Origin of the sequence: Caldimonas thermodepolymerans (assembly GCF_015476235.1) — a bacterium.
GTDB lineage: Bacteria > Pseudomonadota > Gammaproteobacteria > Burkholderiales > Burkholderiaceae_C > Caldimonas > Caldimonas thermodepolymerans.
The window spans coordinates 1,328,580-1,354,720 of sequence record NZ_CP064338.1 but is presented as its reverse complement, the minus strand read 5'-3'; the positions used below and the strand labels follow the sequence as shown (position 1 = coordinate 1,354,720).

General features: G+C 71.3%; 25 protein-coding genes and 1 pseudogene. 5 read left to right on the top strand and 21 right to left on the bottom strand.

Annotated features, from left to right (window positions below):
• Positions 1 to 16: 16 nt before the first annotated feature.
• The 9 genes from xylB to IS481_RS06470 all read right to left on the bottom strand — a co-directional run bounded on the left by xylB (position 17) and on the right by IS481_RS06470 (position 10,712).
• Positions 17 to 1,495: a xylulokinase gene (gene xylB, locus IS481_RS06510; RefSeq protein WP_104357975.1), complete on the bottom strand. Its 1,479-nt coding sequence runs from the start codon at positions 1,493 to 1,495 to the stop codon at positions 17 to 19.
• A complete protein-coding gene (locus tag IS481_RS06505; RefSeq protein ID WP_104357974.1) occupies positions 1,492 to 2,277 on the bottom strand; it encodes an ATP-binding cassette domain-containing protein in 786 nt (261 codons plus the stop codon). Before IS481_RS06505 ends, xylB begins: the two co-directional genes overlap by 4 nt.
• Positions 2,274 to 3,512 (bottom strand): sugar ABC transporter permease, encoded by a 1,239-nt coding sequence (locus IS481_RS06500; protein ID WP_104357973.1) that lies wholly within the window; start codon positions 3,510 to 3,512, stop codon positions 2,274 to 2,276. The genes IS481_RS06505 and IS481_RS06500 overlap by 4 nt, the downstream gene beginning before the upstream one ends.
• A gap of 2 nt (positions 3,513 to 3,514) precedes the next feature.
• Complete coding sequence (xylF, locus tag IS481_RS06495; protein WP_104357972.1) at positions 3,515 to 4,540, bottom strand: D-xylose ABC transporter substrate-binding protein; 1,026 nt, start codon at positions 4,538 to 4,540, stop codon at positions 3,515 to 3,517.
• A 60-nt stretch (positions 4,541 to 4,600) separates the two neighbouring features.
• Positions 4,601 to 5,878, bottom strand: a complete 1,278-nt coding sequence (locus tag IS481_RS06490) for an ROK family transcriptional regulator (RefSeq protein ID WP_104357971.1) — start codon at positions 5,876 to 5,878, stop codon at positions 4,601 to 4,603.
• A 185-nt stretch (positions 5,879 to 6,063) separates the two neighbouring features.
• On the bottom strand, positions 6,064 to 6,963 hold the full coding sequence (locus tag IS481_RS06485) for a ketopantoate reductase family protein (protein WP_104357970.1): 900 nt from the start codon (positions 6,961 to 6,963) through the stop codon (positions 6,064 to 6,066).
• 93 nt (positions 6,964 to 7,056) lie between these two features.
• A complete protein-coding gene (locus IS481_RS06480; RefSeq protein ID WP_104357969.1) occupies positions 7,057 to 8,340 on the bottom strand; it encodes a c-type cytochrome in 1,284 nt (427 codons plus the stop codon).
• Positions 8,337 to 9,062, bottom strand: a complete 726-nt coding sequence (locus IS481_RS06475) for a c-type cytochrome (protein WP_104357968.1) — start codon at positions 9,060 to 9,062, stop codon at positions 8,337 to 8,339. Before IS481_RS06475 ends, IS481_RS06480 begins: the two co-directional genes overlap by 4 nt.
• A 114-nt stretch (positions 9,063 to 9,176) precedes the next feature.
• Positions 9,177 to 10,712, bottom strand: a complete 1,536-nt coding sequence (locus tag IS481_RS06470) for an MFS transporter (RefSeq protein WP_232529514.1) — start codon at positions 10,710 to 10,712, stop codon at positions 9,177 to 9,179.
• 318 nt (positions 10,713 to 11,030) lie between these two features.
• Here IS481_RS06470 and IS481_RS18340 point away from each other — a divergent pair.
• Positions 11,031 to 11,144: pseudogene (locus tag IS481_RS18340) on the top strand (glutathione S-transferase family protein); the annotation flags it as partial.
• 19 nt (positions 11,145 to 11,163) lie between these two features.
• On the opposite strand, the gene IS481_RS06465 reads toward IS481_RS18340, so the two are convergent.
• The 7 genes from IS481_RS06465 to IS481_RS06435 form a co-directional block, all read right to left on the bottom strand.
• On the bottom strand, positions 11,164 to 13,305 hold the full coding sequence (locus tag IS481_RS06465) for a 3'-5' exonuclease (RefSeq protein WP_104357967.1): 2,142 nt from the start codon (positions 13,303 to 13,305) through the stop codon (positions 11,164 to 11,166).
• On the bottom strand, positions 13,302 to 13,697 hold the full coding sequence (locus IS481_RS06460; RefSeq protein ID WP_104357966.1) for a response regulator transcription factor: 396 nt from the start codon (positions 13,695 to 13,697) through the stop codon (positions 13,302 to 13,304). The genes IS481_RS06465 and IS481_RS06460 overlap by 4 nt, the downstream gene beginning before the upstream one ends.
• The gene (locus tag IS481_RS06455) at positions 13,694 to 16,468 is read right to left on the bottom strand and encodes a sensor histidine kinase (protein ID WP_104357965.1); all 2,775 of its coding nucleotides are present in this window, start codon (positions 16,466 to 16,468) and stop codon (positions 13,694 to 13,696) included. The genes IS481_RS06460 and IS481_RS06455 overlap by 4 nt, the downstream gene beginning before the upstream one ends.
• A 6-nt stretch (positions 16,469 to 16,474) precedes the next feature.
• A complete protein-coding gene (locus IS481_RS06450) occupies positions 16,475 to 16,672 on the bottom strand; it encodes a hypothetical protein (protein WP_104357964.1) in 198 nt (65 codons plus the stop codon).
• A 155-nt stretch (positions 16,673 to 16,827) separates the two neighbouring features.
• On the bottom strand, positions 16,828 to 17,367 hold the full coding sequence (locus IS481_RS06445; protein WP_104357963.1) for a cyclase dehydrase: 540 nt from the start codon (positions 17,365 to 17,367) through the stop codon (positions 16,828 to 16,830).
• 26 nt (positions 17,368 to 17,393) lie between these two features.
• The gene (locus IS481_RS06440; protein ID WP_104357962.1) at positions 17,394 to 18,563 is read right to left on the bottom strand and encodes a zinc-dependent alcohol dehydrogenase; all 1,170 of its coding nucleotides are present in this window, start codon (positions 18,561 to 18,563) and stop codon (positions 17,394 to 17,396) included.
• Positions 18,564 to 18,666: 103 nt separating this feature from the next.
• Entirely contained in the window at positions 18,667 to 19,809 is a 1,143-nt protein-coding gene (locus IS481_RS06435; protein WP_104357961.1) for a GGDEF domain-containing protein, read from the bottom strand.
• 155 nt (positions 19,810 to 19,964) lie between these two features.
• Between IS481_RS06435 and IS481_RS06430 the strand changes: the two genes are divergently transcribed.
• Complete coding sequence (locus IS481_RS06430) at positions 19,965 to 20,231, top strand: hypothetical protein (protein ID WP_104357960.1); 267 nt, start codon at positions 19,965 to 19,967, stop codon at positions 20,229 to 20,231.
• Positions 20,232 to 20,240: 9 nt separating this feature from the next.
• Here IS481_RS06430 and IS481_RS06425 read toward each other — a convergent pair whose 3' ends face one another.
• Complete coding sequence (locus IS481_RS06425; RefSeq protein ID WP_198425460.1) at positions 20,241 to 20,915, bottom strand: NAD(P)-dependent oxidoreductase; 675 nt, start codon at positions 20,913 to 20,915, stop codon at positions 20,241 to 20,243.
• A 139-nt stretch (positions 20,916 to 21,054) separates the two neighbouring features.
• On the opposite strand from IS481_RS06425, the gene IS481_RS06420 reads away from it, so the two are divergent.
• Positions 21,055 to 22,002 (top strand): AraC family transcriptional regulator, encoded by a 948-nt coding sequence (locus IS481_RS06420; RefSeq protein WP_104357958.1) that lies wholly within the window; start codon positions 21,055 to 21,057, stop codon positions 22,000 to 22,002.
• A gap of 168 nt (positions 22,003 to 22,170) precedes the next feature.
• Here the strand turns inward: IS481_RS06420 and infA are convergent, their stop codons facing one another.
• From infA to IS481_RS06400, 4 genes are all read right to left on the bottom strand, one after another.
• Positions 22,171 to 22,401, bottom strand: a complete 231-nt coding sequence (gene infA / locus IS481_RS06415) for a translation initiation factor IF-1 (RefSeq protein ID WP_104357957.1) — start codon at positions 22,399 to 22,401, stop codon at positions 22,171 to 22,173.
• A gap of 17 nt (positions 22,402 to 22,418) precedes the next feature.
• The gene (locus tag IS481_RS06410; RefSeq protein WP_104357956.1) at positions 22,419 to 22,661 is read right to left on the bottom strand and encodes a hypothetical protein; all 243 of its coding nucleotides are present in this window, start codon (positions 22,659 to 22,661) and stop codon (positions 22,419 to 22,421) included.
• A 172-nt stretch (positions 22,662 to 22,833) separates the two neighbouring features.
• On the bottom strand, positions 22,834 to 23,043 hold the full coding sequence (gene cspE / locus IS481_RS06405) for a transcription antiterminator/RNA stability regulator CspE (protein WP_104357955.1): 210 nt from the start codon (positions 23,041 to 23,043) through the stop codon (positions 22,834 to 22,836).
• Between the two features lie 334 nt (positions 23,044 to 23,377).
• Positions 23,378 to 23,731, bottom strand: a complete 354-nt coding sequence (locus IS481_RS06400) for a hypothetical protein (RefSeq protein ID WP_104357954.1) — start codon at positions 23,729 to 23,731, stop codon at positions 23,378 to 23,380.
• A gap of 304 nt (positions 23,732 to 24,035) precedes the next feature.
• Between IS481_RS06400 and IS481_RS06395 the strand changes: the two genes are divergently transcribed.
• Both IS481_RS06395 and clsB read left to right on the top strand, forming a co-directional pair.
• Positions 24,036 to 24,881: an endonuclease/exonuclease/phosphatase family protein gene (locus tag IS481_RS06395; RefSeq protein ID WP_104357953.1), complete on the top strand. Its 846-nt coding sequence runs from the start codon at positions 24,036 to 24,038 to the stop codon at positions 24,879 to 24,881.
• Entirely contained in the window at positions 24,878 to 26,140 is a 1,263-nt protein-coding gene (gene clsB / locus IS481_RS06390) for a cardiolipin synthase ClsB (protein ID WP_419186820.1), read from the top strand. Before IS481_RS06395 ends, clsB begins: the two co-directional genes overlap by 4 nt.
• Position 26,141 lies beyond the last annotated feature (1 nt).

The window sequence follows — 26,141 nt, the reverse complement described above, 5'->3', positions numbered from 1 at the left end:
GTGGAAGGGAAGCGGCTCAGGACAGCGCGCGCAACGGCGCCCAGGCCGCACGGAAGCGTTGCAGGCGGCGCTGGCAGGCCGGCACGCGCTGCGCATCGGGCGTGTAGCTGCACGCGATGCGCGGCGGCTGCACCACCGCCTCGAACGGATGGCCGAGCGCCAGCAGCGCCAGGCGCGCCGCGCCCAGCGCCGGTCCCATTTCGGCCCCGGCCGGCTGGTCGACCGGCAGCTGCAGGGTGTCGGCGATCAGCTGCAGCCAGGCCGGCGAGCGCGCACCGCCGCCGATCGCGAGCAGCCGCTCGGGCCGGCTGCCCGCGGCCTGCAGCGCCGCCAGGCCGTCGGCGAACACGTGGGCCACGCCTTCGATCACCGCGTAGCTCATCGCCGGCCGGTCGTGCGCCGCGGTCAGCCCCAGGAACGTCGCGGTCGCGCCCGGATCGGCATGCGGCGTGCGCTCGCCGCTCAGGTACGGCAGGAACAGCGGCGCCGCCTCGCGCGCAGGCGCGTCGGGCAGCTCGGCCAGCAGCGAGGCCGGCTCGGCGCCGGTGATGCGGCTCCACCAGGCCAGCGCGCTCGCGGCGTTGAGCATCACGGCCATCTGGTGCCACACCCCGGGCAGCGCATGGCAGAAGGTGTGCACGCCCCGCTCGGGTGCCGCCAGCGGCTCGGCCACCGGCGTGAAGATCACGCCCGAGGTCCCCAGCGACAGCAGCGCCTGCCCCGGGCGCACCACGCCGACGCCGATCGCGCCGGCCGCGTTGTCGCCGGCACCGGCCGCGACCTGCACGCCCCGGGGCAGCTCCCAGCGGCTCGCCCACTCGTCACGCAGCGTGCCGACCGGCTCCGGGCCCTCGTGCAGCGCCGGCATCTGCTGCACGCGCATGCCGCAGGCAGCGAGCATCGCCTCGCTCCACTGGCGGCGCGCCACGTCCAGCCACAGCGTGCCGGCCGCATCCGAGGTGTCGGTGCTCATCTGGCCGCACAGTCGCCAGACCAGCCAGTCCTTGGGCAGCAGCACCTTGGCCGTGCGCGCGAACACGTCCGGCTCGTGCTTCGCGACCCACAGCAGCTTGGGCGCCGTGAAGCCGGCCATCGCGCGGTTGGCGGTGATGCGTCGCGTGGCCGGCTCGCGGGCTTCGAGCTCGTCGCATTCGGCCTGGCTGCGCCCGTCGTTCCACAGGATGGCCGGGCGCAGCACCTCGCCCGCGGCGTCGAGCAGCACCGCGCCGTGCATCTGCCCGGCCACCGCCAGCGCACGCACCTGCGACCAGTGCGGACCCGCGGACTCGCGCAGGCGCAGCAGCGCGGCATCGACCGCCTGCCACCAGTCGGCCGGCGCCTGCTCGGACCACAGCGGCTGCGGCCGCGACACCTCCAGCGGCGCGCCGGCCTCGGCGACCAGTTCGCCGGCGGCGGTCAGCAGCACCGCCTTGACCCCCGAGGTGCCGAGGTCCAGCCCGATCACCGCCTCGGTCGAGAGGGACTGCGTGCTCATGCCGGCACCATCGCCTCGTGGCACTGCTCGACCCGGCTCACCGGCCGGCCGCCGATGATCATGGCCAGCACCTCGTCCTCGTTGACGTCGGCGGTGCGGTAGGTGCCGACGGTGCGACCGTTCTTCATCACGCACAGCCGGTCGGCCAGCGCGAACACGTCCGGCATGTCGTGCGTGATCAGGAAGATGCCCACGCCCGAGGCCTTCAGCGTGCGCACCAGGTCGTGCACCATGCGAGTCTCCTCCGGGCCGAGCGCCGCGCAGGGCTCGTCCATGATCAGCACGCGGGCGTTGAAGGTCAGCGCGCGCGAGATCGCCACCACCTGGCGCTGCCCGCCCGACAGCGAACGCACCGGCACGCGGATGTTGCGGAAGTTGGGGTTGAGACGGCGGAACACCTCGCGGGCCTTGGCCTCCATCGCGTACTCGTCCAGCGTGCCCCAGCGCGTCACGTACTCGCGCCCGAGGAACAGGTTGGCCACCGCGTCGAGGTTGTCGGCCAGCGCCAGGGTCTGGTGGATGGTCTCGATGCCCAGCGCCTGCGACGTCGCCGGCGTGTCGATGCGCACCGGCTTGCCGTCGACGCGGATCTCGCCGCTGTCGACCGGGCAGGCGCCGGCGAGCATCTTCATCAGCGTGGACTTGCCCGCGCCGTTGTGGCCCAGCACCGCGACCACCTCGCCCGGGTAGAGCTTGAGGTGCACGTCGGCCACCGCCTGCACGCCGCCGAAGGCCTTGGAGACCCCGCGGATCTCCACCAATGGAACCGGGTTGTTGCTCATGCCACGCGCTCTCCGCTCCAGCGCCGGTACAGCACGTCGAACACGACCGCGGCGATCAGCACCTGGCCGATGATGACCATGCGCTTGCCGATGCTGACGTCCATCAGCAGCAGGCCGCTGTCGAGGAACTGGATGATCAGCGCGCCCAGCACCGAGCCGAGCACGCTGCCGCTGCCGCCGCTGAGCGCCACGCCGCCGATCACCGCCGCGGCAATGACGTACAGCTCCATGTTCGTGCCCAGCGAGTTGGTACCGGCGTTGAGCCGCGCCACCGAGACGATGGCCGCCACCGTCACCAGCACCGACAGCAGCAGGAACAGCTTCAGCATCACCCGCCGCACCGGGATGCCCACCAGCAGCGCCGCTTCCGGGTTGCCGCCGATCGCGTAGACGTAGCGTCCGAAGCGGGTGCGGCGCACCAGGAAGGCCACGATCATCACCACCGCCGCCCAGATCACCACCGGGATCGGTACGCCCTGCCCCGGCATGTCGTCGGTGATGCGGTAGGCGTTGAGCGTGGCCACCAGCCCGAGCAGCAGCGCGACGAAGAAGCCGCCCACCGCGACGTCCCACCACAGCGGGCGCTGCGGGAAACCATGCTCGCGCGCGCTGCGCCGGCGCCCGGCGATGCGCCACACGAGCAGCGCGGCCAGCGCGAAGCCCAGCACCCAGGACAGCGTGGGGCCGAGCGCGCCGTCGATGCCGCCGCCCAGCATCAGGAACACCGGGTCGCTGATCGGCTGGGTCTTGCCGTCGGCGACCAGGAAGGCCGCGCCGCGGAACGACATCAGCCCGCCCAGCGTGACGACGAAGGACGGCACGCCGACGTAGGCCGTCAGCCAGCCCTGGTACAGCCCGATGCACAGCGCGAGCGCCAGTCCCGCCAGCGACGCGGCCGTCCAGTGCCAGCCGTGCGTGTACATCATGAAGGCGATCAGCACGCCCACCACGCCCATCACCGAGCCGACCGACAGGTCGATCTGGCGCGCGACGATGACCAGCGCCACCGCGGTCGAGACGATGCCGACCACCGCCGTCTGCTGCGCGATGTTGTAGAGGTTCTCGGGCGTGAGGAAGCGGTCGGTGGCGAAGTGGAACACCAGCGCCATCACCACCAGCACGCCGGCCATGATGGCCAGGCGCAGGTCCTGCACGCTGATCTGCAGCGACGGCGCCTCCGGCGCCGCGCCGGCGGCGGCCGGCGCGACGTCCGACGCGGTGCGGCCGGGGGCCATGATCACTTGCACACGGCCGGCCCGGTGGCCTTGTCGACCCCGCGGCACAGCTCTTCCTTGCTGATGTGCCCGGCCTCGACCACGACGTGCAGGTTGTCGCGCGTGATCGGCACGGCCTTCAGGAAGATGGCCTGCATCGGCACCTTCTTCTCGCCCTCGGACCAGGTGGTCGCGCCCTCGACCGGCTTGCCGGCGGCCAGCGCCACCGCCGCATTGGCAGCCTTGCGGCCCAGCTCGCGCGCGTCCTTCCACACCGAGACGGTCTGCGTGCCCATCGCGACGCGCCGCAGCGCCGCATGGTCGCCGTCCTGGCCCGACACCGGCACGCCCTTGAGGCCGCGCGCGGACAGCGCCGCCACCACGCCGCCCGCGGTGCCGTCGTTGGAGGCCACCACCGCATCGACCTTGTTGCCGTTGCGGGTGAGGATCTGCTCCATGTTCTTCTGCGCGACCTCCGGCTTCCAGCCTTCGGTGTACTCCTCGCCGACGATGCGGATGTCACCGCGCTTGATCGCGTCTTCCAGCACGTCCTGCTGGCCGGCGCGCAGGAAGTCGGCGTTCGGGTCGGTCGGCGAGCCCTTGATCATCACGTAGTTGCCCTTGGGGCGCACCTTGAACACCTCGCGCGCCTGCATGCGGCCGACCTCGCGGTTGTCGAAGGTGATGTAGAACACCCCCGGCTCCTCGATCAGGCGGTCGTACGCGACCACCGGGATCTTGCGCGCGCGCGCCTTGGCGACCGCGGGCACGATGGCGTCCTTGTCCATCGCGAGGATGATCAGCGCCTTGGCGCCCTTGGCGATCAGGCCGTCGATGTCGGCCAGCTGCTTCTCGGGCGAGCCGCCCGCGTCGGCGCTGACATAGGTGGCCCCCAGCCGCGCGAGCTCCTCCTTCACGGCCTTCTCGTCGGTCTTCCAGCGCTCCTCCTGGAAGTTCGACCAGCTCACCCCCACCACCGTCTGCGCATGAAGTGCGCCACTCAGGCCGGCCACCAGCAGGGCCGCAGCCACCCGGGTCTTGTTCCACATGATGCTTGTCTCCTGGTCGATCTAGGTATGTGCCGGCGGCAAACGGACCGACGGCAAGGTTCACAAAGCGGGCCGTCTCCCGTGGTTGAGGCTGTCGAAGGCGTGGCGCGCCACCGACTCGATAATTTCCGCCGATTCGTCCACGCGCTGCAGCACCAGCGAAGCCGCGCCGCGCGCCCAGATCTCGTCGCCCTGGTGGTCGATCACCAGCGGCACCTCGCCGCGATGCGGCAGCGCCATGGCCTGCTCCATGGCTTGGCGCAGGCTGGGCAGGAACAGGTCCGAGGCCAGCGGCGGGCCGCCGCACAGGATCACCAGCTGCGGTGACATCAGGTTCACGACGTTGCCGATCCACTGGCCGAGCAGGCGCCCCTGCTTCTCGAAGATCTCGCGCGCCCGCGCATTGCCGGCATGCGCGAGCTGCGCCAGCTCGAAGTAGGCGCGCTCCGGCGCCCCGCTGGCCGGCTCGCAGCGCGGGATCAGCCCGGCCTCGGCGCCGGCCGCGGCCACCGCGTAGTGGGCGACGTAGGCCTCCAGGCAGCCGCGCTTGCCGCAGCGGCAGGCGCGCCCCTCGGGCTCGATCTGCACGTGGCCCAGTTCGGCCGCCAGCCCCGAGTGGCCGCGGTAGAGCTCGCCGTTGACCACCAGGCCCAGGCCGAGCCCGTGCTCCAGCGTCACCACCGCGACGTGCGAGGCATGGCCCGAGCGCCCGTACCACTGGTCGGCCAGCGCCAGCATGTTGGCGTCGTTCTCGACGAACACCGGCACGCCCAGGCGCGCGGCCAGCGCCTGGTCCAGCGCCGGGGTATGCGGCCCGGTGCTCTCGGGCGTGAGCACCGGCGACCACAGCACGCGGCCGTGGATGGAGTCGACGAAGCCCGGCACCGCCACCCCGACGCCGGCCAGGCGGCTGCGCTCCAGCTCCGGCGTCGCCTCCAGGCAGCGCTGCACCGCCGCGGCCAGCGCGTCGAGCAGCCCCGCGGTGGCCACCGGCGTGTTCCAGGCCACGTCCTCGCTGCGGCGCATGCGCCCGGCGAAGTCGGTGACGGTGATCGTGAAGTGGTCCATCGAGAGCTTGACGCCGATGACCCAGGCGAAGTCGCCGTTGATCTCCAGCTCGCGCTCGCGCCGGCCGATGCCGTTGGACGGCCGTGCCCCCGCTTCCTTGAGCGCGCCGGTCTCGATCAGCCGGCGCGTCAGCGAGGACACCGCCGGCTGGCTGAGGCCGGTGGCTTCGGCGATCTCGGCACGCGAGACGGGTGCGCCGGCCAGCCGGACGGTGTGCAGCACCTGGTACTGGTGCAGGTGGGAGATCTGTCGGGACTGCAAACGGGCCATACACGACTCAATTTGATTGGACCATTCTATTTAGGCGAAATTTTTTGCCTTCAGGGTTTACCTTGAAGCGTGGGAAAACGTTTGCAAACAGACGTAACAGAGGCGTGGGCGGCCCCCAAGGCACGGCTGGCGCCGCCCTGCGGTCCCAGGCAACAAGGGTGAAACGGAGAGGACAGACCGGCCGCTCAGCCGTCCGGGCCGCGGCCCTCGACCAGCTTCACCAAGGTGTGCAGCACCCGGTTGGCCGGGGTCGGCACGCCCAGCGCCTCGCCGCGGCGCACCACGTAGCCGTTGAGGTGGTCGATCTCGGTAGGCTTGCCGCGCGCCAGGTCCTGCGCGGTGGAGGAATGCTGCGTCGGCATGGTCGCGGCCAGGCGCAGCACCGTGGCCTCGATGTCGGCCGGCACCGGCACGCCGTCGGCCGCGGCCACCGCCAGGCATTCGGCGACCACGTCGCGCATCACCGCGGTGACGCCCTGCCCCTGCACCAGCTCGCCGTAGGGCCGCTGGGCCAGCGCCGACATCGCGTTGTACGCGCAGTTGATGATCAGCTTGCCCCACAGCACCCCGCGCACGTCGGGGTGCACCTCGGCCGGCACGCCGGCGGCAGCCAGCAGCTGCACCAGCTCCTCGCCGCGGCTGCACTGCCCGAGGACCAGCTCGCCGCGGCCGTGGTGGCGCACGTGCCCGGGCCCGGCCATCTCGGCGGCGACGTAGACCACCGCGGCGACCACCTCCTGCGGCAGCACCCGGCGCAGCCGCTCGGCGTTGTCGACGCCGTTCTGCAGGCTCAGCACCAGCGCGTCGGGCGCCAGGTGCGGCCGCATCTGCGCGGCCGCCGTCTCGGTGTCGCCGGACTTGACGCAGCACAGCACCAGCCGCGCCCCCTGCAGCGCCGCGGCGTCGGTGCTGGCCTGCACCGGCAGGCGTTCGTCGAAGGCCAGGGCCTGCAGGCGCAGGCCGTCGCGCCGCACCGCATCGACATGCAGGGGCCGGCCGACGAGCACGACCTCGTGGCCGGCGCGCGCGAGCATGCCGCCGTAGTAGCAACCGACCGCGCCGGCGCCCATCACGGCGATCTTCATGGCAGGGAGAGTCATCGTGCGGCGTTCCTCGGAGGTGGACGAACGCCGCATCCTAGCGCCAGGCGGCCGGCGGCGTGCCGGCCGCCCCGGCGTTCAGCGGCCACCGCGGCGGTAGTGGTGCACGTCGAAGTGCGACACCGGCTCGGCGTCGTTGCCCCAGGCGCCGCGGATGTAGGTGGTGACGGCGGCCACCTCCACGTCGCTCAGCAGGTGGCTGAACGGCGGCATGCCATAGGGACGCGGGTTGCCGGCGGTCGAGGGCGGATAGCCGCCGCTCAGCACCACGCGGATCAGGTTGGCCGGCACCGGCATCGTCACCGCGCGGTTGCCCGCCAGCGCCGGGTAGCCGCCCGCGGCCCCCTCGCCCTGCTTGCCGTGGCATTGCGCGCAGTGCTCCTCGTAGATGCGCCCGCCCAGCGCCATCTGCTGCGCGTCGCGCCGGATCGGCTCGTCGCGCGGCGCGGGCAGCGGTGCCTGCGGCAGGTCCTTCAGGAACACCGCCATCGCATGCGCGTCCTCGTCGCTCAGGTACTGCGTGCTGCGGAACACCACCTCGGCCATCGGCCCCATCACCGAGGCCCGGCGGTTCACCCCGGTCTTGAGCAGGCGCACCACGTCGGCCTCGTCCCAGTCGGCCACGCTGGCCTCGTGGGCCGCCGCCAGCGACGGCGCGTACCAGTTCTGCATCGGGATCAGGCCGCCGCCCAGCTCCAGGCCGCCGCTGGTCGCGCCCAGGAAGTTGCGCGCGCCGTGGCAGGCCGTGCAGTGGCCCAGGCCGCGCGTCAGGTAGGCGCCACGGTTCCACTGCGCCGACTTGCCGGCCTGCGGCTGGAACTCGCCGGGCGAGAAGAACAGCGCGCGCCACACCGCCAGCGCGGCCTGCGTGTTGTACGGGAAGCGCAGCGCGTGCGGGCGGTTCTCCTGGCGCACCGGCGGCAGGCTTTGCAGGTAGGCGAACAGCGCGTCCGCATCCTCGCGCGTCACCAGCGTGTAGTTCGGGTACGGGAAGGCCGGGTACAGCAACCGCCCGTCACGCGAGCGTCCGTTGTGCATCGCACGCCAGAAGTGGTCCGGCGTCCAGCGCCCCAGGCCGGTCTCGGCGTCGGGTGTCAGGTTGCTCGCGTAGATGGTGCCGAACGGCGTCTCGATGCCCCGCCCGCCGGCGAACGGCGCGCCGCCGCGGGTGGTGTGGCAGGCGATGCAGTTGCCGACCTGGGCGAGATAACGACCGCGTTCGATCTGCTGCGGCGTCGGCGTGAAGGTGACGTCCTCGCGGATGGGCGCCTCGCCGCGGCGGTTGAGAGCCCACACCACGGCCGCCGCGACCACGACGACCAGCCCGACGCCGGCCAGGCTCTTGCGCAACCAGGGTTTCATTGCGCCACCTCCTGGTCGGTCACGCCGCCGCACGGCACGGGCAGCGGCCCCGGCAGGCCCGCGGCCGGCCTGGAATCGGCCGGCACGGGCTGTGCGGACAGCCAGGTGGACACGGCAGCGATCTCGTCAGGGGTCAGCGCCGCGGCGACCTGGGCCATGCAGTCCGGCGCGGCGGCACGGCGCTGGCCGGTCTTCCAGGCCCCCAGCTGGCCGTTGATGTAGTCGCGCGGCAGGCCCAGCAGGCCCGGGATCGACGGTGCGACGCCGGTCAGCGCCTCGCCGTGGCATTGCGCACAGGCGGGCAGCTGGCGCGCCGGGTCACCCTGGCGCACCAGCGCCTGCCCGCGCTCCAGCACGGCAGGCAGTGCGGCAGTGGTCTGCGGTGGCGGGTACGGCAGGTCCAGCGACGCGAAGTACTGCGCCATCTCCATCAGGTACTCGTCGCTCAGGTGCTCGACGAGGTAGGTCATCAGGCCGTAATGGCGACGGCCTTCGCGGAAGTTCAGCAGCTGCTGGTACAGGTAGCCGGCCGGCTTGCCCGCGATGCGCGGGAAATAGCCTTCGTTGGTGGCGCGGCCCTCCTTGCCGTGGCAGGCGGTGCAGGCGCGCACGCGCTCGGCAATGGTGTCGGGGACGGTGGAGCCGGGTGACTGCGCCACGGCTGCGCTGGCGCCGGCCAGCATCGTCGCGGCCAGCAGGAGGTTCGGTATCGTGGGAGACATAACCCGCGAACGATACCAGCGTCCACGCCGCACCGCGCCTCAACCGGGTGCATCGCAGGGCCACCTGCCCGGGCATCGCACGTTTTCGGGCATCTTCGCGCGCGCAGCGCACGGTCAGCGCCGGGTCGGCTGCGCGATGCAGCGCCGCACCACCGGCGGCTCGTCGCCGATGTGGAAGCGCAGCCGCTTCTCGCGCAGCGCCTCGTCGGCCGCGGTGTAGCGGTCGAAGCGGCGCAGGTGCTCGACCCAGGACTCGTCGACCAGGTACTCGATGTAGCGCGACGGGTCCACCGTGTCGCGGAACAGCTCCCACGACAGCGCGCCCTGGCGCAGCCGCGCGCGGCGCGTCTCCTCCATCACCTCGAGGAAGGCCTCGGCCTGCGCCGGGTCGATCCGGTATTCGACGGTGATCAGCACCGGCCCCGCATCGGGATCGACCGGGACGTGCATCTCCGGCGGCAGCGGCCGCGGCGAGGGGGTGAAGTCTTCCTCGGCCTGCGTCTCGAGCCGGTAGCGGCGGATCCACCCCAGCACCACCACCCCGAAGGCGGCCGAGGCGAGCAGCCCGGTGCGCACGTCGGTCAGGCTGGACACCTGCCCCCACAGCGCGGCGCCGAACGCGCTGCCGCCCATCAGCGCCATCTGGTAGATCGACATGCCGCGTGCGCGCACCCAGTTGGGCAGCGCCAGCTGGGCCGAGACCACCAGCGAGTTGGCCGCCGAGATCCAGGCCATGCCGGCGATCACCATGGCCGGCATCGCGACCCAGACGTTGGGCGCGAACGCCACCACCACGGACGCCGCGGCGACCACCAGGGTGCCGCGGTTGAGCAGCTGGTCGCGGTTCGCGTAGCGCCGCAGGCGCGGCAGCGCCAGCGCGGCGGCGATGGAGCCGCCCCCGAGCGAGGCCAGCAGCAGCGTGAAGGTGCCGGCGCCGCCGTCCGGCAGGCCGCGGGCGATCAGCGGCAGCAGCGCCAGCAGCCCGGTGGATTGCAGGAAGAACACCGCCACGCGCAGCAGCACCGTGCGCATCGGGTTGGACTGCCAGACATGCTGCAGGCCCACCCGCATCGCGCCGACGAAGCGCTCGCCGGGCAGCGCGCTGGGTTTCTGCTCGCGCTTCCAGCGCATGATCGCGAAGCCGGCCAGCACCGACATCACCGCGTTCAGCACGAACACGTAGGCGCTGCCCGCGCCGGCGATCACCGCGCCGGCCACCAGCGGGCCGATGATGCGCGAGGCGTTCATCGCCACGCCGTTGAGCGCGAGCGCGGCCGGCAGCTGCGGGCGCGGCACCAGCTCCGGCACCACCGCCGCGAACACCGGCCAGCGCATCGCCAGGCCGATGCCGTTGGCGAAGGTCAGCGCCAGCAGCAGCGGCGCGGTCATGGCCCCTGACAGCAGCACCACGCAGGTCACCAGCGCGACCGCCGCGACCCAGAACTGCGTCACGATGAAGTAGCGCCGCCGGTCCAGGATGTCGGCCAGCGCCCCGCTGGGCAGCCCGAGCAGGAACACCGGCAACGTCGAGGCGGACTGCACCAGCGCCACCATCACCGCCGAGGTGGTCAGCGAGGTCATCAGCCAGGCCGCCGCCACGTCGTTCATCCACATGCAGATGTTGGCCGTGAGCCAGGCGCCCCACAGCATGCGGAACACGGGAAGGCGCAACGGCGCCAGGGCGGTGTCGCCCAGCTTCGACGACTTGCCGACCGGTGGGGTGGAAGGAGACGGATTCGCCAATCGGAACCTCTGCAAGGATGGGGGCGCGCGGCTTCCGGCCGCGGGCCCGGCAGCCCGCTAGTGTCCCACCACTGCCCGGTCCCTGCACATGTGAACTTCGTGCAATACGCACATGCCGCACAGCGCGGCATCGGGCTCGATCTGCGTCAAGAACGACGGACCACCGCGTCGAGATCCGCCGTGCGGATCGTCGTGACTCGTGTGCGCCGCTGACAGGAGGCCGCCATGACCGCCACGATCACCGCCTTCGCACGCTCGCCCGACGGCGGCCGGGGCCTGGCGCGCGACATGCGCATGCGCTGGGCGCTGGAGGAACTCGGCCTGCCCTACGCCGAGCGCCGCCCGGCCTGGCGGCGCCTCAGTAGCGCACCTTGGCGTACAGCGTGGTCTGCGAGGCCTCGCGCGCCTGGCGCAGCGTGTGGATGCCGCGCTCGGCCAGCAGCGGCAGCAGCTTGAGGAAGACCTCGCCGGTGACGATCGCGTCGCCCAGCGCCGTGTGCCGCCCGACCACCGGCACGCCCAGCCGCGCGGCGATGCGCTCCAGGCGGTGTTCCTCCTCGGGATGGCCGGGGTGCACCAGCGCCGACAGCAGCAGCGTGTCCAGCACCGGCTGGATGAAGCGCACCCCGGTGGCGGCCTCCTTGAGCTGCAGGAAGCGCATGTCGAACGCCGCGTTGTGCGCCACCAGCACCGTGTCCTCGGCAAAGCGGTGGAACACCGGCAGCACCTGGTCGATGGTGGGCTGGCCGGCCAGCATCTGCTCGGTGATGCCATGCACCGCCTGCGACTCCTTGCGGATCGGCCGGCGCGGGTCGACCAGCTGTTCGTAGAACTCCTGGCGCAGCAGCCGGCCGTTGACGATGCGCACCGCGCCGATCGAGATGATCTCGTCGCCCTCGGAGGGGGACAGCCCGGTGGTCTCGGTGTCGAACACGGTGTAGGAGAGTTCCGCCAGCGGCCGCTCGTCCAGCTCGGGGGTCTGGCCCGGCTGGTTGAACAGGTCGAAGTCGTAGTAGACCGGGCGCCCCTGCTCGCCGCCGGTCGGCAGGATCGCCGTGCGGTCCGGCTGCGTGACCGGCAGCTGCAGCGAGATGCGGTTCACCCCCATCAGGCGGTCGCTCTGGCACCAGATCTCGCCGTCGTGGCGGTGCAGCACGTCGCGCAGCGTCGAGGGCCGGCCTTCGGCGGGGGGCGCCCAGGGCTGCTCCTCCCAGTCGTGCAGCACCGCGGGGTCCAGCGGCTCGCCTTCCCAGCGCAGCGACAGCACCGCGTGGTGCCCCTGCTCGGCCAGCTCCAGGGTCACCTCCTGCACGCCGGCGTGCGCCTGCACCCGCCCGGCGATGAAGGTCAGCGCCTGCACCAGCGCATGGCTGTCCACGCTTAGCCACAGCGGTTCGCCGCCGCCCGCGACGCGCGCGGTCAGGCCCAGCGAGGTCTCCACGCTGCGCTGCAGCGTCAGCACCAGGTCCGAGGCCTGCATGTCCTCGCGCGGCCAGGGCGCGCGCAGCGTCTCGCCGTGGTGCAGCATGGTCTCGTCGAGTCGCTCGGACAGGCGCTGCGCCTCGTCCTCGATCACCTCGATCAGCCGCGCCCGCCGCCCGGCGTCCATCTGCGGGAACTCGCGCACCGTCTCGACCGCGGCGCGGATGTTGGCCAGCGAGGCGCGCGTGCCTTCGGTGAGCATCTGCAGCACCACGTCGCGGCGCCCGGCCAGCTGCATCATGCGCGTGACGTCCTCGAGCACCAGCACGAAGCCGTCCAGCCCGCCGGAGGCGTCGAGCACGGGCGCCATCTGCGCGCGCAGCAGGCGCGGCCCGCGCGAGGTGATGAAGTGCGCGCTGGAATGGACCGACGGCTGGCTCAGGCGGCGGCGCAGCTTCTCCAGCGCGTGCTCGACCACCCCCTTGTCGAGCACGCCGAACACCGAGCGCCCGAGGCCGACCGGCGAGCCGCCCTGGGCGTTGTCGGGCGGCCCGAGCAGCTCGGTGGCCCGCGCGTTGTAGAGCAGGATGCGCCCTTCGGCATTGCACACGAGCACGCTCTGCGCCAGCTCGGACATCAGCGCGGCAAGCCGGTTCTTCTCGCGCTCCAGGCGCCGGTTGGACTCCTCGACGCGCTCCTCGACGCCGGCGCGCAGTGCCTCGAGCGCCTCGGCCAGCGCGTTGACCTCGCCGGCCAGCTCGGCCAGCTCCGGCCCGCCCTGGGCCTTGACGCGGTACTGCGGGTTGACGGTGCGCAGCACGCGCACCTCCTCGGCCAGCCGGCGGGCGGCGACCGGATAGTCGGCGAACCACAGCCGCAGCAGCACGGCCAGCGCGAACGGCAGCAGCAGCGCCGCCAGCACCAGCAGCGTCAGGCGCGCCTCGACCATGGGCCACAGGGTGTCGCGCTCCCAGCCCGCCAGGTCGGCCCAGAAGGCTGCCGCGGTCAGCCCGACCGCCAGCAGCACCCCGCCATACCAGACGGCGAGCCACAGGGCAAAACGGGTGCGCAACCTCATGGCCCGGGCGTCGTGCCGAGCTGCTCGGCGATCTGCGCCAGCAGCTCCCTGGTGGAAAACGGCTTGGTGATGTAGGCATCGGCCCCGAGGGCCAGCCCCTTGCTGATCTCCACCTCCCGGCCCTTGGCCGTGAGCATCAGCACGCGCACCATCTGCAGCGCGGGGTTCTCGCGCACCTTCTGGCACACGTCGAAGCCGCTCAGGCGCGGCAGCATCACGTCCAGCAGGACCAGGTCGGGCCGTTCGCGGGTGATGGTTTCGAGGGCCTCCTGGCCGTCGCGGGCGACCAGCACGCGGTAGCCCGCCTGCTCCAGCAGGTACTCCAGCGAGATGACGATGTTCGGTTCGTCATCGACGATGAGGATGGTCTTCTGGGACACCGTGTTGTTCATGAAATGCCTGTCTCCTGCGGTGCCGTCGACGGCGGGCGCGCCCGGTGCGCGTCCAGCGGTAGTGTGAACGAAAAGGTCGCACCTTGCCCGGGGACGCTGTCCACCCAGAGGGTGCCGCCCAGGTGCTGGATGATCTGCCGGCTGATCGGCAGGCCCAGGCCCGTGCCCTGGGGCTTGCCGGTGAGCGTGTCGCCGACCTGGTGGAACTTCTCGAAGATGCTCTCGTGGTGTGCCGGGTCGATGCCCGGCCCGTTGTCGTGCACGTCCACCCGCAACCGGTCGCTGAGCACGTGCAGCGCGATCTCGATGCGCCCGTCGCTGCGGTCGCAGAACTTCACGCCGTTGGCGATCAGGTTGACCATCACCTGCATCAGCCGGTCGCGGTCGGCCATCACCGGCGGCACCTGCTCGGGCAGGCGCAGCGACAGGGTCACGCCGTGCTCGCGCATCAGCGCGCTGGTGGCCGAGACCGCATCCTCGATCACCTGCCGCACGTCCAGCTCGCTGGTGTGCCATTCGGCCTTGCCCGATTCCAGCTTGGCCAGGTCCAGCACCTGGTTGATCAGGCGCGTGAGCCGCTCGCTTTCCTTGACGATGATGGTGATGAACTGCTGGCGGCGCTCCGGATCGATGTCCGGCTGGCCCTGCAGGATCTCGGAGAACGCGCGGATCGAGGTCAGCGGCGTGCGCAGCTCGTGCGTGACGGTGCTGATGAAGTCGTCCTTCAGGCGGTCCAGCTCCTGCAGCCGCTCGTTGGCCTCGCGCAGCTCGGCGGTGGCGGCCTCCAGCTCGCGCGACTTCTGCTCCAGCTTCCGGCTGTAGGCGATCAGCTGCGAGGCCTCGTCGAGGATGCCGAGCACCTCCTCCATGCTGAGCGGCTCCTCCTTCGCGACCGAGGCGATCATCACCCGCGCCGAGGCCGCGCCGATCGCACCGGCCAGCAGCCTCTCGGCGAAGTGCACGAAGGCCGCGTCCGGGGTCAGCGCGGCCACCGAGCCCAGGCCCTGGCGCATCGCGTAGCCGTTGAAGGCCTCGGCCGCCCGGGCCGGGCCGATGAAGCGGCCCACCAGGGTCACGATGTCCTGCACCGAGGCGCTGCCGCGCCACAGCCCCGAGCTGCCGCCGGCGACCTTGAAGACGTCGACGAACAGCAGCGCCTGCGCATGCTCGCGGATGCTCTGCTGCCCGAGCAGCGAGACGGTCACGTAGCCGCCCACGTTGGCCAGCAGGCTCCAGAACAGCGAGTGGCTGATGTCGTCCAGCCCTTCCAGCCCGAACAGCGCCAGCGGCTTGAGCCAGGCGATGCCCCAGGGACCGTCCTCGACGAAGGAGATCGGCAGCCAGCCCGACTTGGCGAACGAGGGCAGCAGCAGCGTGTACACCCACAGCGCGAAGCCCAGCGTCAGGCCGGTCAGCGCGCCGGCCTGCGTGCCCTGCTTCCAGTACATGCCGCCGAGCATGGCCGGCGCGAACTGCGCCACCGCGGCGAACGACACCAGCCCGATCGACACCAGCGCGTACGCCTCGCCGGCGAGCCGGTAGTAGGCGTAGCCCAGCATCATCAGCAGCACGATCGCGCCGCGCCGGATGCCCAGCAGCAGCCCGGACAGGTCGGCGCGCTGCGCCAGCGCGAGCCGTTTCCAGCGCAGCAGCACCGGCATCACCAGGTCGTTGCAGATCATCGTCGACAGCGCGATGGTCTCGACGATCACCATGCCGGTGGCGGCCGACAGGCCGCCGATGAACACGAACAGTGCCAGCGCCTCGCGCCCGTGCACCATCGGCAGCGTCAGCACGAAGGTGTCGGCATCGATCTGCCCGTCGCCGAACTGCATCAGCCCCGCGAAGGTGATCGGCAGCACGAAGACGTTGATCGCGAACAGGTAGGCGGGGAACAGCCAGATCGCCTTGGCCAGGTGGTTCTCGTTGACGTTCTCGACCACGCTGATCTGGAACTGTCGCGGCAGGAACAGGATGGAGAGCATCGACAGGAAGATCAGCGAGGCCCAGGACCCGTAGGTGCCGGCCACGCCGCCCAGCGTCAGCAGCTCCTCGATGTCGGGCAGCGTGCGCGCCTGGGCGAACACGTCGGCGAACCCGTCGTAGAGCCAGAAGGTCACGAAGGCGCCGACGGCGAGGAACGACAGCAGCTTGACCACCGACTCGAAGGCGATCGCCGCGACCATGCCCTCGTGCCGCTCGGTGGCGTCGAGGTGGCGCGTGCCGAACAGCAGCGTGAACGCGGCCAGCAGCAGCGCCACGTACAGCGCCGTGTCCTTGAACAGGTCCACGGCCTGCCCCTTGGGCGGCATCACCACCTCGGGATACTGCAGCAGGATCAGGAAGCTGGTCGACACGGCCTTGAGCTGCAGCGCGATGTACGGGATCACGCCCACCACCGCGATCACCGTGACCAGCCCGCCGAGCACCGTGCTCTTGCCGTAGCGCGCGGCGATGAAGTCGGCGATCGAGGTGATCCGGTTGGCCTTGCTGATGCGGATCATCTTGCGCAGCACCACCCACCACAGCGCCGCCATCAGCGTCGGCCCGAGGTAGATCGGCAGGAAGCCGACCCCGCTGGCCGCGGCGCGCCCGACGCTGCCGTAGAAGGTCCACGAGGTCGCGTAGACCGCCATCGACAGCGCGTAGATGTACGGGTTGGCGATGATCGAGCGCCCGGCGTCGGCCCGCTTGTCGCCCCAGTACGCGATCGCGAACAGGATGCCCAGGTAGGCGAACGACGTCAGGAGGATGACACCACCGAGCAGCATGTCATCTCAGCTGTGCCGCTCGACGATCAGGATCGCGAGCACGATCAGCAGCGCCCACGCGCCGAAGAGATAGGCATACAGGACGGGGATGCCGAACACCGTGCCGTCGGAATTGAAGATCGACAGCAGCGGGTAGCTGAACAACAGGCAGCCGAGCAGGAACAGCGCCACCAGCCGCTGAGCCCGGTTTGCGCGATGGGCCATCTCGGTCTTCCCTCCAAGCGTGATGCCGGGGATTATGGTGGAAACCCCGCGCGCGCAAGGAGCAGGGGAACCCGCGGAAACGCCGGTCGACCTTCCGTCGATGCCCTCGAAGGAAGCGCTCACACCGACCCCGCGAAGGGGTCGGCCGCTTCGGTTCAGTGCAGCGTGCCGTACGGCCGCAGCGCCTGCGGCGCGCGCATGTCGCGCGGGGTCTCGAAGCCGGCCGCGGCGCCGCGCATCGCCTCGGCCTCGCGCGGCCAGCCGCTGCGGTCGCCGTAGTCGGCCCAGCGCATCGTGCGACGACGCTCCTCGGCCTGCAGGGCGCGGGCGCAGCCGAGGTCGAGCGCGGCGACGCCCGCCACCGCGGCGAACGCGGCCAGCGCCGTGGCGCGGTGCGGGTTCGCCGCATGCACCGCCCCCGCCAGCACCGACAGGTCCAGCGCGTCGCCTGCGACCCGCTTCCAGACCCAGAAGCGGGGGTTGCCGGCGATCAGCAGGCCGGCGCCGGCGACGATCTCGCGCCAACCGAAGGCACGCACCAGGCCGGCGCGGCCAGGCATGCCGAGCGCACGCGCGATCGCCTGCGGCATCAGCACCTCGGCCGCGCCCAGCGCGAGGCTGAACAGGCCGAGGCCGCGCGCCACCGCACGGGCCGACGGCCGGCGGGGAAAGGGGTTGCGGGGAAGCGGATCCATGGTTGCACCTGTCGGGCTGGCGGGGTTCAAGGGCGCATGACGACCTTCACGCAGCCGTCCTCCTTGGCGCGGAAGGTCCGGTACATCTGCGGTCCGTCCTGCAGCGTGGCGCGGTGCGTGATGACGAAGGACGGGTCGATCTGCCCGTCCTCGATGCGCCGCAGCAGGTCGTCGGTCCAGCGGTTCACGTGGGTCTGCCCGGTGCGCAGCGTCAGGCCCTTGTTCATCAACGCACCGAACGGGATCTTGTCGACGAGGCCCCCGTAGACTCCCGGCACCGAGATCGTCCCGGCCGGCCGGCACACGTAGATCATCTCGCGCAGCACGTGCGGGCGGTCGCTCTCGGCCATCACGGCCTGCTTGGCGCGGTCGTAGATCGAGTCGACCGAGCGCGTGACGTGGGCTTCCAGGCCCACCGCGTCGATGCACTTCTCCGGGCCCTTGCCCTGCGTCAGCTCGTTGAGCCGGTCGACGACGCTTTCCTCCTCGAAGTCGATGGTGATCGCGCCGCCGGCGCGGGCCATGCTGAGGCGGTCGGGCAGATGGTCGATCGCGATCACCTGCTTCGCCCCCAGCAGCACGGCGGAACGGATCGCCATCTGGCCGACCGGGCCGGCACCCCAGATGGCCACCGTGTCGGTCGGCTCGATGTCGCACTGCACTGCCGCCTGCCAGCCGGTCGGGAAGATGTCGCCGAGGAACAGCACCTGCTCGTCGTCCAGGCCGTCCGGGATGCGGACCGGGCCGGTGTCGGCATACGGCACGCGCACGTATTCGGCCTGGCCACCCGGGTAGCCGCCGGTCAGGTGGGTGTAGCCGTACAGCCCTGCGGTGGTGTGGCCGAACACCTGGTCGGCCAGCGCCTTGTTGCGGTTGCTGCGCTCGCACACCGAGTAGTTGCCGCGACGGCACTGGTCGCACTCGCCGCAGGTGATGGTGAACGGCACCACCACGCGGTCGCCCACCTTCAGCTTGTGGTTGTCGGGGCCGACCTCGACCACCTCGCCCATGAACTCGTGGCCCATGATGTCGCCCGACTGCATGCCCGGCATGAAGCCGTCGAACAGGTGCAGGTCGGAGCCGCAGATCGCGCAGCAGCTCATCCTGATGATGGCGTCGCGCCCGTGCTCGATGCCGGGATCGGGCACGGTGTCGTAGCGGATGTCATTCTTGCCGTGCCAGCAAAGCGCTCGCATGCCGTTCGCTCCCTGCCGACGCCCCCGGTGCGGTCCCGGGTTCCAACGCCAGCGGCATGAAGAGCGGGCAGCAAGCGCGATGCCCAGCCGGTGCGAAGGCGCGTCAGCGCAAGGCGCCGAACTGCACCCGGTTGCGCCCGCGCGCCTTGGCCTCGTAGAGCGCGGCATCGGCGCGCCGCAGCACCTGCTCGACCGGCTCGCGCGGCTGGCGCTGCGTGGTGCCGATCGAGACGGTGACCTGCAGGCCCGGCGCCAGCGCTTCCCAGCCATGCACCTCGACCGCCTCGCGCGCGCGCTCGAACGGAGCGACCGGATCGTCCGCGTCGCAGTCCACCAGCAGCACCATGAACTCCTCGCCGCCGTAGCGGAACACGTGGTCGGCGGTACGCAGCGCGGTCTGCAGCAGCCGGCCCAGCTCGCACAGCACCTCGTCGCCGACCGGATGGCCGTGGCTGTCGTTGATGCGCTTGAAGTGGTCGGCATCGACCATCGCGATGCACACCCGCGACCCGGCGCGGTCGGCCCGCTCGCACTCGACCTGCAGCACGCGCAGTGCCTCGCGCCGGTTGGGCAGGCCGGTCAGTTCGTCGCGCGTGGCCAGCCGCTCGGCACGCACCGAGGCCTCGGCCAGCTCGCGGTTGCGCTGCTGCAGCCGCGCGCGCAGGTGCGACACCTCGGCGTTGATGGTCAGGAAGCGTCCCAGGGCCAGCGCCACGTTGACCAGGAACAGCCCCTTCTCGACCGGCGAGCCCAGCGCGACGCCGACCTGGAACCCGTTGGCCCACAGGGCCAGCGCGATCGCCGCCGACAGCAGCACCCAGGCGGCCAGGAAGGCCCGGCGCTCGAAGTACAGGCTGCCGTAGCACAGCGGCACGAACACGTTGATCAGGAACATGTACCCGATCTGCGGCGCCATGATCAGGGCCAGCATGTTGATGCCGCAGGCAGCACCCACCTGCCAGGCGGTCATCGACGGGTCGCGCAGGCGCTTGGACCAGCCCGAGGCGATGCCGCCCAGGAAGATGACGTTGAGCACGATGGAGATGCCCAGCACCACCCACGGCACGAAGGCCGCGATGGTGCCGACCGCCGCGTAGCAGCACAGGATGACGACGTTGAGCGCGTAGTCGATCGCGGCCAGGCCGGTGGTGCGCAGCCGGATGCGCGTCTTCGCATCCAGGCGGGGACGGTCGGGCGCCGCCTGGACCTGGGCGGCAGTCGCAGCGGAATACGGCGGCTCGGACATCACGGGCTTTCATCTTGCCATGCCGTCCTGCCGGTGCCGCTGATCGAAATCCAGGGGTTGTGCGCCTGTCGAACGCCTGCTCGGAGGGCCGACCGGGCCGGGTGCGGCATTTGCCTCCGGGAGAACACCCCACGACATGACCTGAGGAGACCACCATGGGACAGCTCGACACCAGCTACGGGGCCGTGGGCTCCGAGGAAATGGCCCTGCTCGCCTACATGGACCTGGTGGCGGAAGCCCAGCGCATCCTGGCCGCCACGCAGCAGCCGCGCCCGGAGGGCATTTCCGATGCCGAGGCGGTCGAACAGCTGATCGTGCTGTTCGACGGGCCGGTGGCCACCGGTGCGCTGCAGATGGCCAAGGTGGCGCTCGGCCGCGCCACCGCGGCGGACTTCACCGAGCCCGGCAGCGCGCCCAACTGAGGCCGCGGCTCAACCGGGTGCCGACAGGGCCACCGTGCGGCCGACCCAGTCCGGCACGGCCACCGCCTGCGCGAGGAACCGCCCCACCTGGCCGCGCGCGACCTGCATGCCGCGCACCTCGCCCGCGGCCGAGGCGAAGGCCGGTGCCCGCACGAGCCGGTCGGTCAGGTTCACCGGCTGCACCAGCACCCAGTCCAGGCCGCTAGCGCGCACCACCTGCTCCTGCCGTTCGGTGTCCTCGATCTGCGGCTTCAGCAGCAGCGCGAACATCAGGCGGTACAGGCCGGGCAGGTGGGCACGCGTCTCGCCCACGCCGTAGCTGGTCTGCACCACCAGGCGGCGCACGCCGTGCCGCTGCATCGCATCGACCACGCACTGCGTGCCGCGCGAGCGCACGTCCGACGGCGTGTGCCGGGGCCCGCGCAGGCGCACCCGCCATGCCGGCTCGCTGATGCCCAGCGTCACGACTCCCGCGTCGTGGCCCGGCAGCACCCGGTCCAGGTCCGCGGCGCGCAGCGCATCGCCGGCCACGACGGTGAGGCCCGGCATCGGGGGCAGCGGCACCCGGCCCTGGCGTGACAGCGCCGTCACGCGGTGGCCGGCCGCCAGCAACGCCTGCACCGCCGCGGCCCCCGAGCCGCGGCTGGCACCCACGACGAGCACGTTCAAGGGAAGGTTCGGCATCCTGGGCTCCTTGGGCGTGTTGACCTGTCGTCCAGTATCGGAGCCGGCGTTCGCGTCCTGCATGCCTGTCCGGACGGATTTCATGCCCGATCGTCCGGCATCCCTGGACGGCGGGGGCCACCCCGGCGATCATGCCCGCATGGATGCCTCCACCGCCTGGCCCACGGCCGACCCGCTCGGAGAAGCACTGCACTTCCTGCGCATGAGCGGCACCTTCTATTGCCGCTCGGATTTCACCGCCCCCTGGGGACTGGCCCTGCCACCGATGCCCGACTGCCTGATGTTCCACGTCGTCACGCACGGGCGCTGCTGGCTCGACGTGCCGGGACAGCCGCCGCGCTGGCTGCAGCCCTGCGACCTCGTGCTGGTGCCGCACGGCCGCGGCCACGCGCTGCTGAGCGAGCCGGGCGTGCTCCCGGTCGGGCTGTTCGACCTGCCGCGCGAGTTCGCCGGCGACCGCTATGAAGTGCTGCGCCACGGCGGTGGCGGTGCGCCCACCCAGCTCGTGTGCGGCGCGGTGCGCTTCGAGGACGCCGCCGCACGCCACCTGGTCGCGATGCTGCCGCCGGTGATCGCGATCGACACCGCGCAGGACACGTCCTCCGGATGGCTGCAGGGCCTGCTGCGCTTCATGGCGGCCGAGGCCCGGCTGATGCGTCCCGGTGGCGAGGCGGTGGTCACGCGGCTGGCCGACATCCTGGTGATCCAGGCACTGCGCGCCTGGCTGGAACGTGGCGAGGGCACCGCGCGGGCCGGCTGGCTGCGCGCCTTGCAGGACCGCCAGCTGGGCCGGGTGATCGCCCTCGTCCACCGCGACCCGGCACATCCGTGGACGCTCGACACCCTGGCCGCCCGGGCCGCGATGTCGCGCTCGGCCTTCGCCGAGCGCTTCACCCGCGTTGTCGGCGAGCCGGCCATGCAGTACGTGACCCGCTGGCGCATGTGCCTGGCCGAAACTTGGCTGAAGGAACCGGGAGCCAGCGTCGCCACGGTGGCGAGCCGGCTGGGCTATCGCTCCGAGGCCGCGTTCAGCCGTGCCTTCAAGCGCTGCACCGGCCGTGCGCCGGGCACGGTGCGCCGCCGCTGACACCTGCCCCGCCGTGCCGGGGCGCTTGAGGACGCAGCGCGAGCAGCGGCAGTCGGTTCCCCGGCTGCACGCGACGGAAAAGAAAAAAGCCGGCGCACCTCGCGGTGCGTCGGCCCGGCGTACGGGGCGCAGCGCGCCAGCAGGCGCTGCTGCCGCACCGCAGCTGCTTCAGTTGCGGCGCTGCAGGTGACGGAAGGTGATGCGCCCCTTGCTCAGGTCGTAAGGCGACAGTTCGAGCGACACCGCGTCGCCCGCGAGGATGCGGATGTGATGCTTGCGCATCTTGCCGGAGGTGTAGGCCACCAGCTGGTGACCGTTGTCCAGCGTCACGCGATAGCGCGAGTCGGGCAGGATTTCGTTGACCACGCCGTGCATTTCGATGAGTTCTTCCTTGGCCATGTCTGTTGCTCCTTCAATCAATGCGGATAGGGAACGGACGCCTTGGCGATCCACTGCAGACCTTGTTCGGTCGCGTAGCGCAAGGCCGCCTGTTGTGTGTCGAACACCGGGACGAGGCGAAGCACGCGGTCATGCGTGGCGCTGCCAGTGCCGCTGCGGATCGAGACCGATGCGGCATGGCGGCCGTCGCGCTGCTCGCGCGACAGCGGTGAAATCAGGTACTTGCCAACTCGTATCGACGTATTGATAAATCTCTCCATGCAATGGCCCCGGCAGCGCTTCATGCGGTGCCGGGCCGTTGTCCTTCTTCTGGTCGTGTGGGCGCAGCCGCACTCCGCCTGGCAGAGGCAGGTCATGCACGCTGGCGCTCGGCGGGTCCCGGCGGCATGTGCGCACCGGGCCCATGGTGCAGCCGCCTTGCGGCGGCGGCCCTCAGGCGGGGCGGATGTTCGAGGCCTGCAGGCCCTTGCGGCCCTGGGTCACTTCGAAGCTCACGCGCTGGTTTTCGGCCAGGCTCTTGAAGCCGTTGCCCTGGATCTCGCTGAAATGCGCGAACAGGTCCTTGCTGCCGTCGTCCGGCGTGATGAAGCCGAAGCCTTTGCCGTCATCGAACCACTTCACGGTTCCGGTTTGAGTCGTCATGTTGATTCCTTTCAAGTTGATGGAGCGCACAGCCCATGCCGGCGCAGTGCAGAGACGCCAAGAAAGTCATCAACGGGAGAATCGACCGGAATCCGCCAGCCAGCAGGGTGACGGACATCTGTGAAGAGACCTACGAAAAGACGGTCTTGTGCATACCTACGACGCGTATGGTACTCCCTTTCCAACCACATGACGGAAAGAGTGGCTTTACCGCACCAAAGCGCTGCGACAAGCGCGCGGCGCGCGCTTGCACACGCGCTTGAGCAACGCCACCTCCGCCCTGCACCAAGCGCAGCTCGCCGCGCGGCGAGCCACAGGCGCGCGTCCTGCTGCTTCATTGACCCGGCGCCGGGCTGGCCCCCTGCTCCTGCAGGCGCCGGCGCTCTTCCTCGGTCATCGGCGTGCCGGTCGTGCCTGTCGATCCGGGCACGCCGCTGCCGGTGGCGCTCGTGTTGCCGCTCGGGTCGTCACCCGGCGTGTTGCCCGGCATCGTGGTGCCTGCCGGTGCACCGGAGTCGGCCGGCGCATCCGGTGCGGGGGCTCCGTCGACCGGCGGCGTGGGGACCGCAGGCGCCGGCTCGCTCGGCACCACGGGCGGCGCCTCCTCGCGCCGGTCGCAACCGCCCAGCGAAAACGCCGCAGCCGTGGCGATGGCAGTCAGTGCGAGCATGCGTTGCTGTGCATTCATCGGGAGCTCCTCCTGGGATGGGTGGACGGTGCCGCCATGCGGGCGCGGGACCTCGCGGCGCGGCGCGACCGTCGGGACGGGGGTGTTTCCCTTACGCGGCACATGCCATGCCCGCCTGCCGCGCACCGACCGCGACGCCGGTGTCGGAATGCGCTGACAGCGCGGTCAGTGCACCGGGAGTGCCCGGTGCGCCGCCCGCTGCCTAGCATGCAGACATCCACATGCTTCCCGTGATGCCCGCCGCGACCGGGACCCGCGCTTGCCGCGACACGAAGCGGCCGCCCCAACACCCGACGCCCTGCACATGTCCACCGAAACCCTGTTCGAACGCTCGGTCACCGCCCCGCCCACGTCGCACGCCGCGCCGCTCGGGCAGCAGGACGCGACGCTGACGGCCGCGCCGCTGACGATGCGCGTGCTGACGGTCAACACCCACAAGGGCTTCGGGCCGCTGAACCGGCGTTTCATCCTGCACGAGCTGCGCGACGCCGTGCGCTCGGTGTCGGCCGACATCGTGTTCCTGCAGGAAGTGCTGGGCACCCACGCGCGCTACTCGACGCGCGTGGCCGACTGGCCGGCCGCGCCGCAGTACGAGTTCCTCGCCGATTCGATGTGGAGCGACTTCGCGTACGGACGCAACGCGGTTTATCCGCACGGGCACCACGGCAACGCGGTGCTGTCGAAGTTTCCGATCGTGCGCTACCAGAACCGCGACGTGTCGATCGAGCGCAGCAAGGAACGCCGCGGCCTGCTGCACTGCGTGCTGACCATCCCCGACCGGGCGATGGAGGTGCACGTGGTGTGCGTGCACCTGGGCCTGCGCGAGTCGCACCGGCGGCAGCAGCTGCAGCTGCTGTGCGGGTTGCTGCAGGCCGAGGTGCCTCCCGAAGCGCCGCTGGTGATCGCCGGCGACTTCAACGACTGGCGCCTGCGTGCGCACGAGGTGCTGGACCAGTGCGGCGGCCTGCGCGAGGTGCACGTGGCCGCGCACGGCCGTGCCGCGCGCACCTTCCCGGCGCGCTGGCCGATCCTGCGGCTGGACCGCATCTACGTGCGCAACGCACGGGCGCACCGGCCGCTCGCCTTGCCGCCGCGGCCCTGGTCGCACCTGTCCGACCACGCCCCCCTGGCAGCGGAGGTGCTGCTATGAGCATGTCCCCCGTCCGTCCCTGGAAGTCCGGCCACCAGCTCGAGCTGCTGGAAAACGGCGAGAGCTTCTACCCGCGCGTGTTCGAGTCGATCCGCGCCGCGCAGCGCGAGGTGCTGCTCGAGACCTTCATCCTGTTCGACGACAAGGTCGGTCGCGAGCTGCGCGAGGTGCTGATCGACGCGGCCCGGCGCGGCGTGCGGGTCGCGGTGACGGTGGACGGCTACGGCTCGCCGGACCTGAGCGAGGAGTTCGTGCACGGCCTGACCGAGGCCGGCGTGCAGTTCCTGGTCTTCGATCCGCAGCCGCCGCTGCTGGGCATGCGCACCAACCTGTTCCGGCGCCTGCACCGCAAGCTGGTCGTGATCGACGAACGCATCGCCTTCGTCGGGGGCATCAACTTCTCGCTCGAGCACCTGGCGGAGTTCGGCGCTGCGGCCAAGCAGGACTACGCAGTGCAGCTCGAAGGCCCGGTGGTGCAGGACATCCACCGCTTCATGCTCGATGCCGCCGGGCTGGAGCCACTGCCCCCGCGCCGCCTGCGGCTGGTGCAGCGCGCCGCCCCCCCCGAAGACTCGCTGGACGGGGCGATGGTGCGCTTCGTCACGCGCGACAACACCGCCCATCGCACCGACATCGAACAGCAGTACCTGGCGGCCCTGCGCGGCGCACGGCGCGAGGTGCTGATCGCCAACGCGTACTTCTTCCCCGGCTACCGCGTGCTGCGCGAGCTGCGCAACGCGGCCCGGCGCGGCGTGGACGTGCGCCTGATCCTGCAAGGCGAACCCGACATGGCGATCGCGCAGATCGCCGGACGCACGCTGTACGACTACCTGTTGCGCGACGGCGTGCGCGTCTATGAGTACTGCCGCCGGCCGCTGCACGCGAAGGTCGCGGTGATCGACGACGAGTGGGTGACGGTGGGCTCCAGCAACCTCGATCCGCTGAGCCTGTCGCTGAACCTGGAAGCCAACGTCGTGATCCGCGACGCACGCTTTGCCCACCACCTGCGTCGCAGGCTGGCCGAGCTGATCCACCACCATTGCCGCGAGATGGGCCCGCAGCACCGGCCGCGGCCGCGCTGGTGGCAGCTCACCGTGGGCACCGTCGTGTTCCACGTGCTGCGGCGCTTCCCGGCCTGGGCCGGCTGGCTGCCTGCACACCGGCCGCGCATTGCGCCCCCGCCCTTGCCCGCCGCCGCCGGGGAACCCGCCCCGCATCCGGAAACGCCGCCGCCCCGCGCCGCCGGCAAGGGGGGCTGAC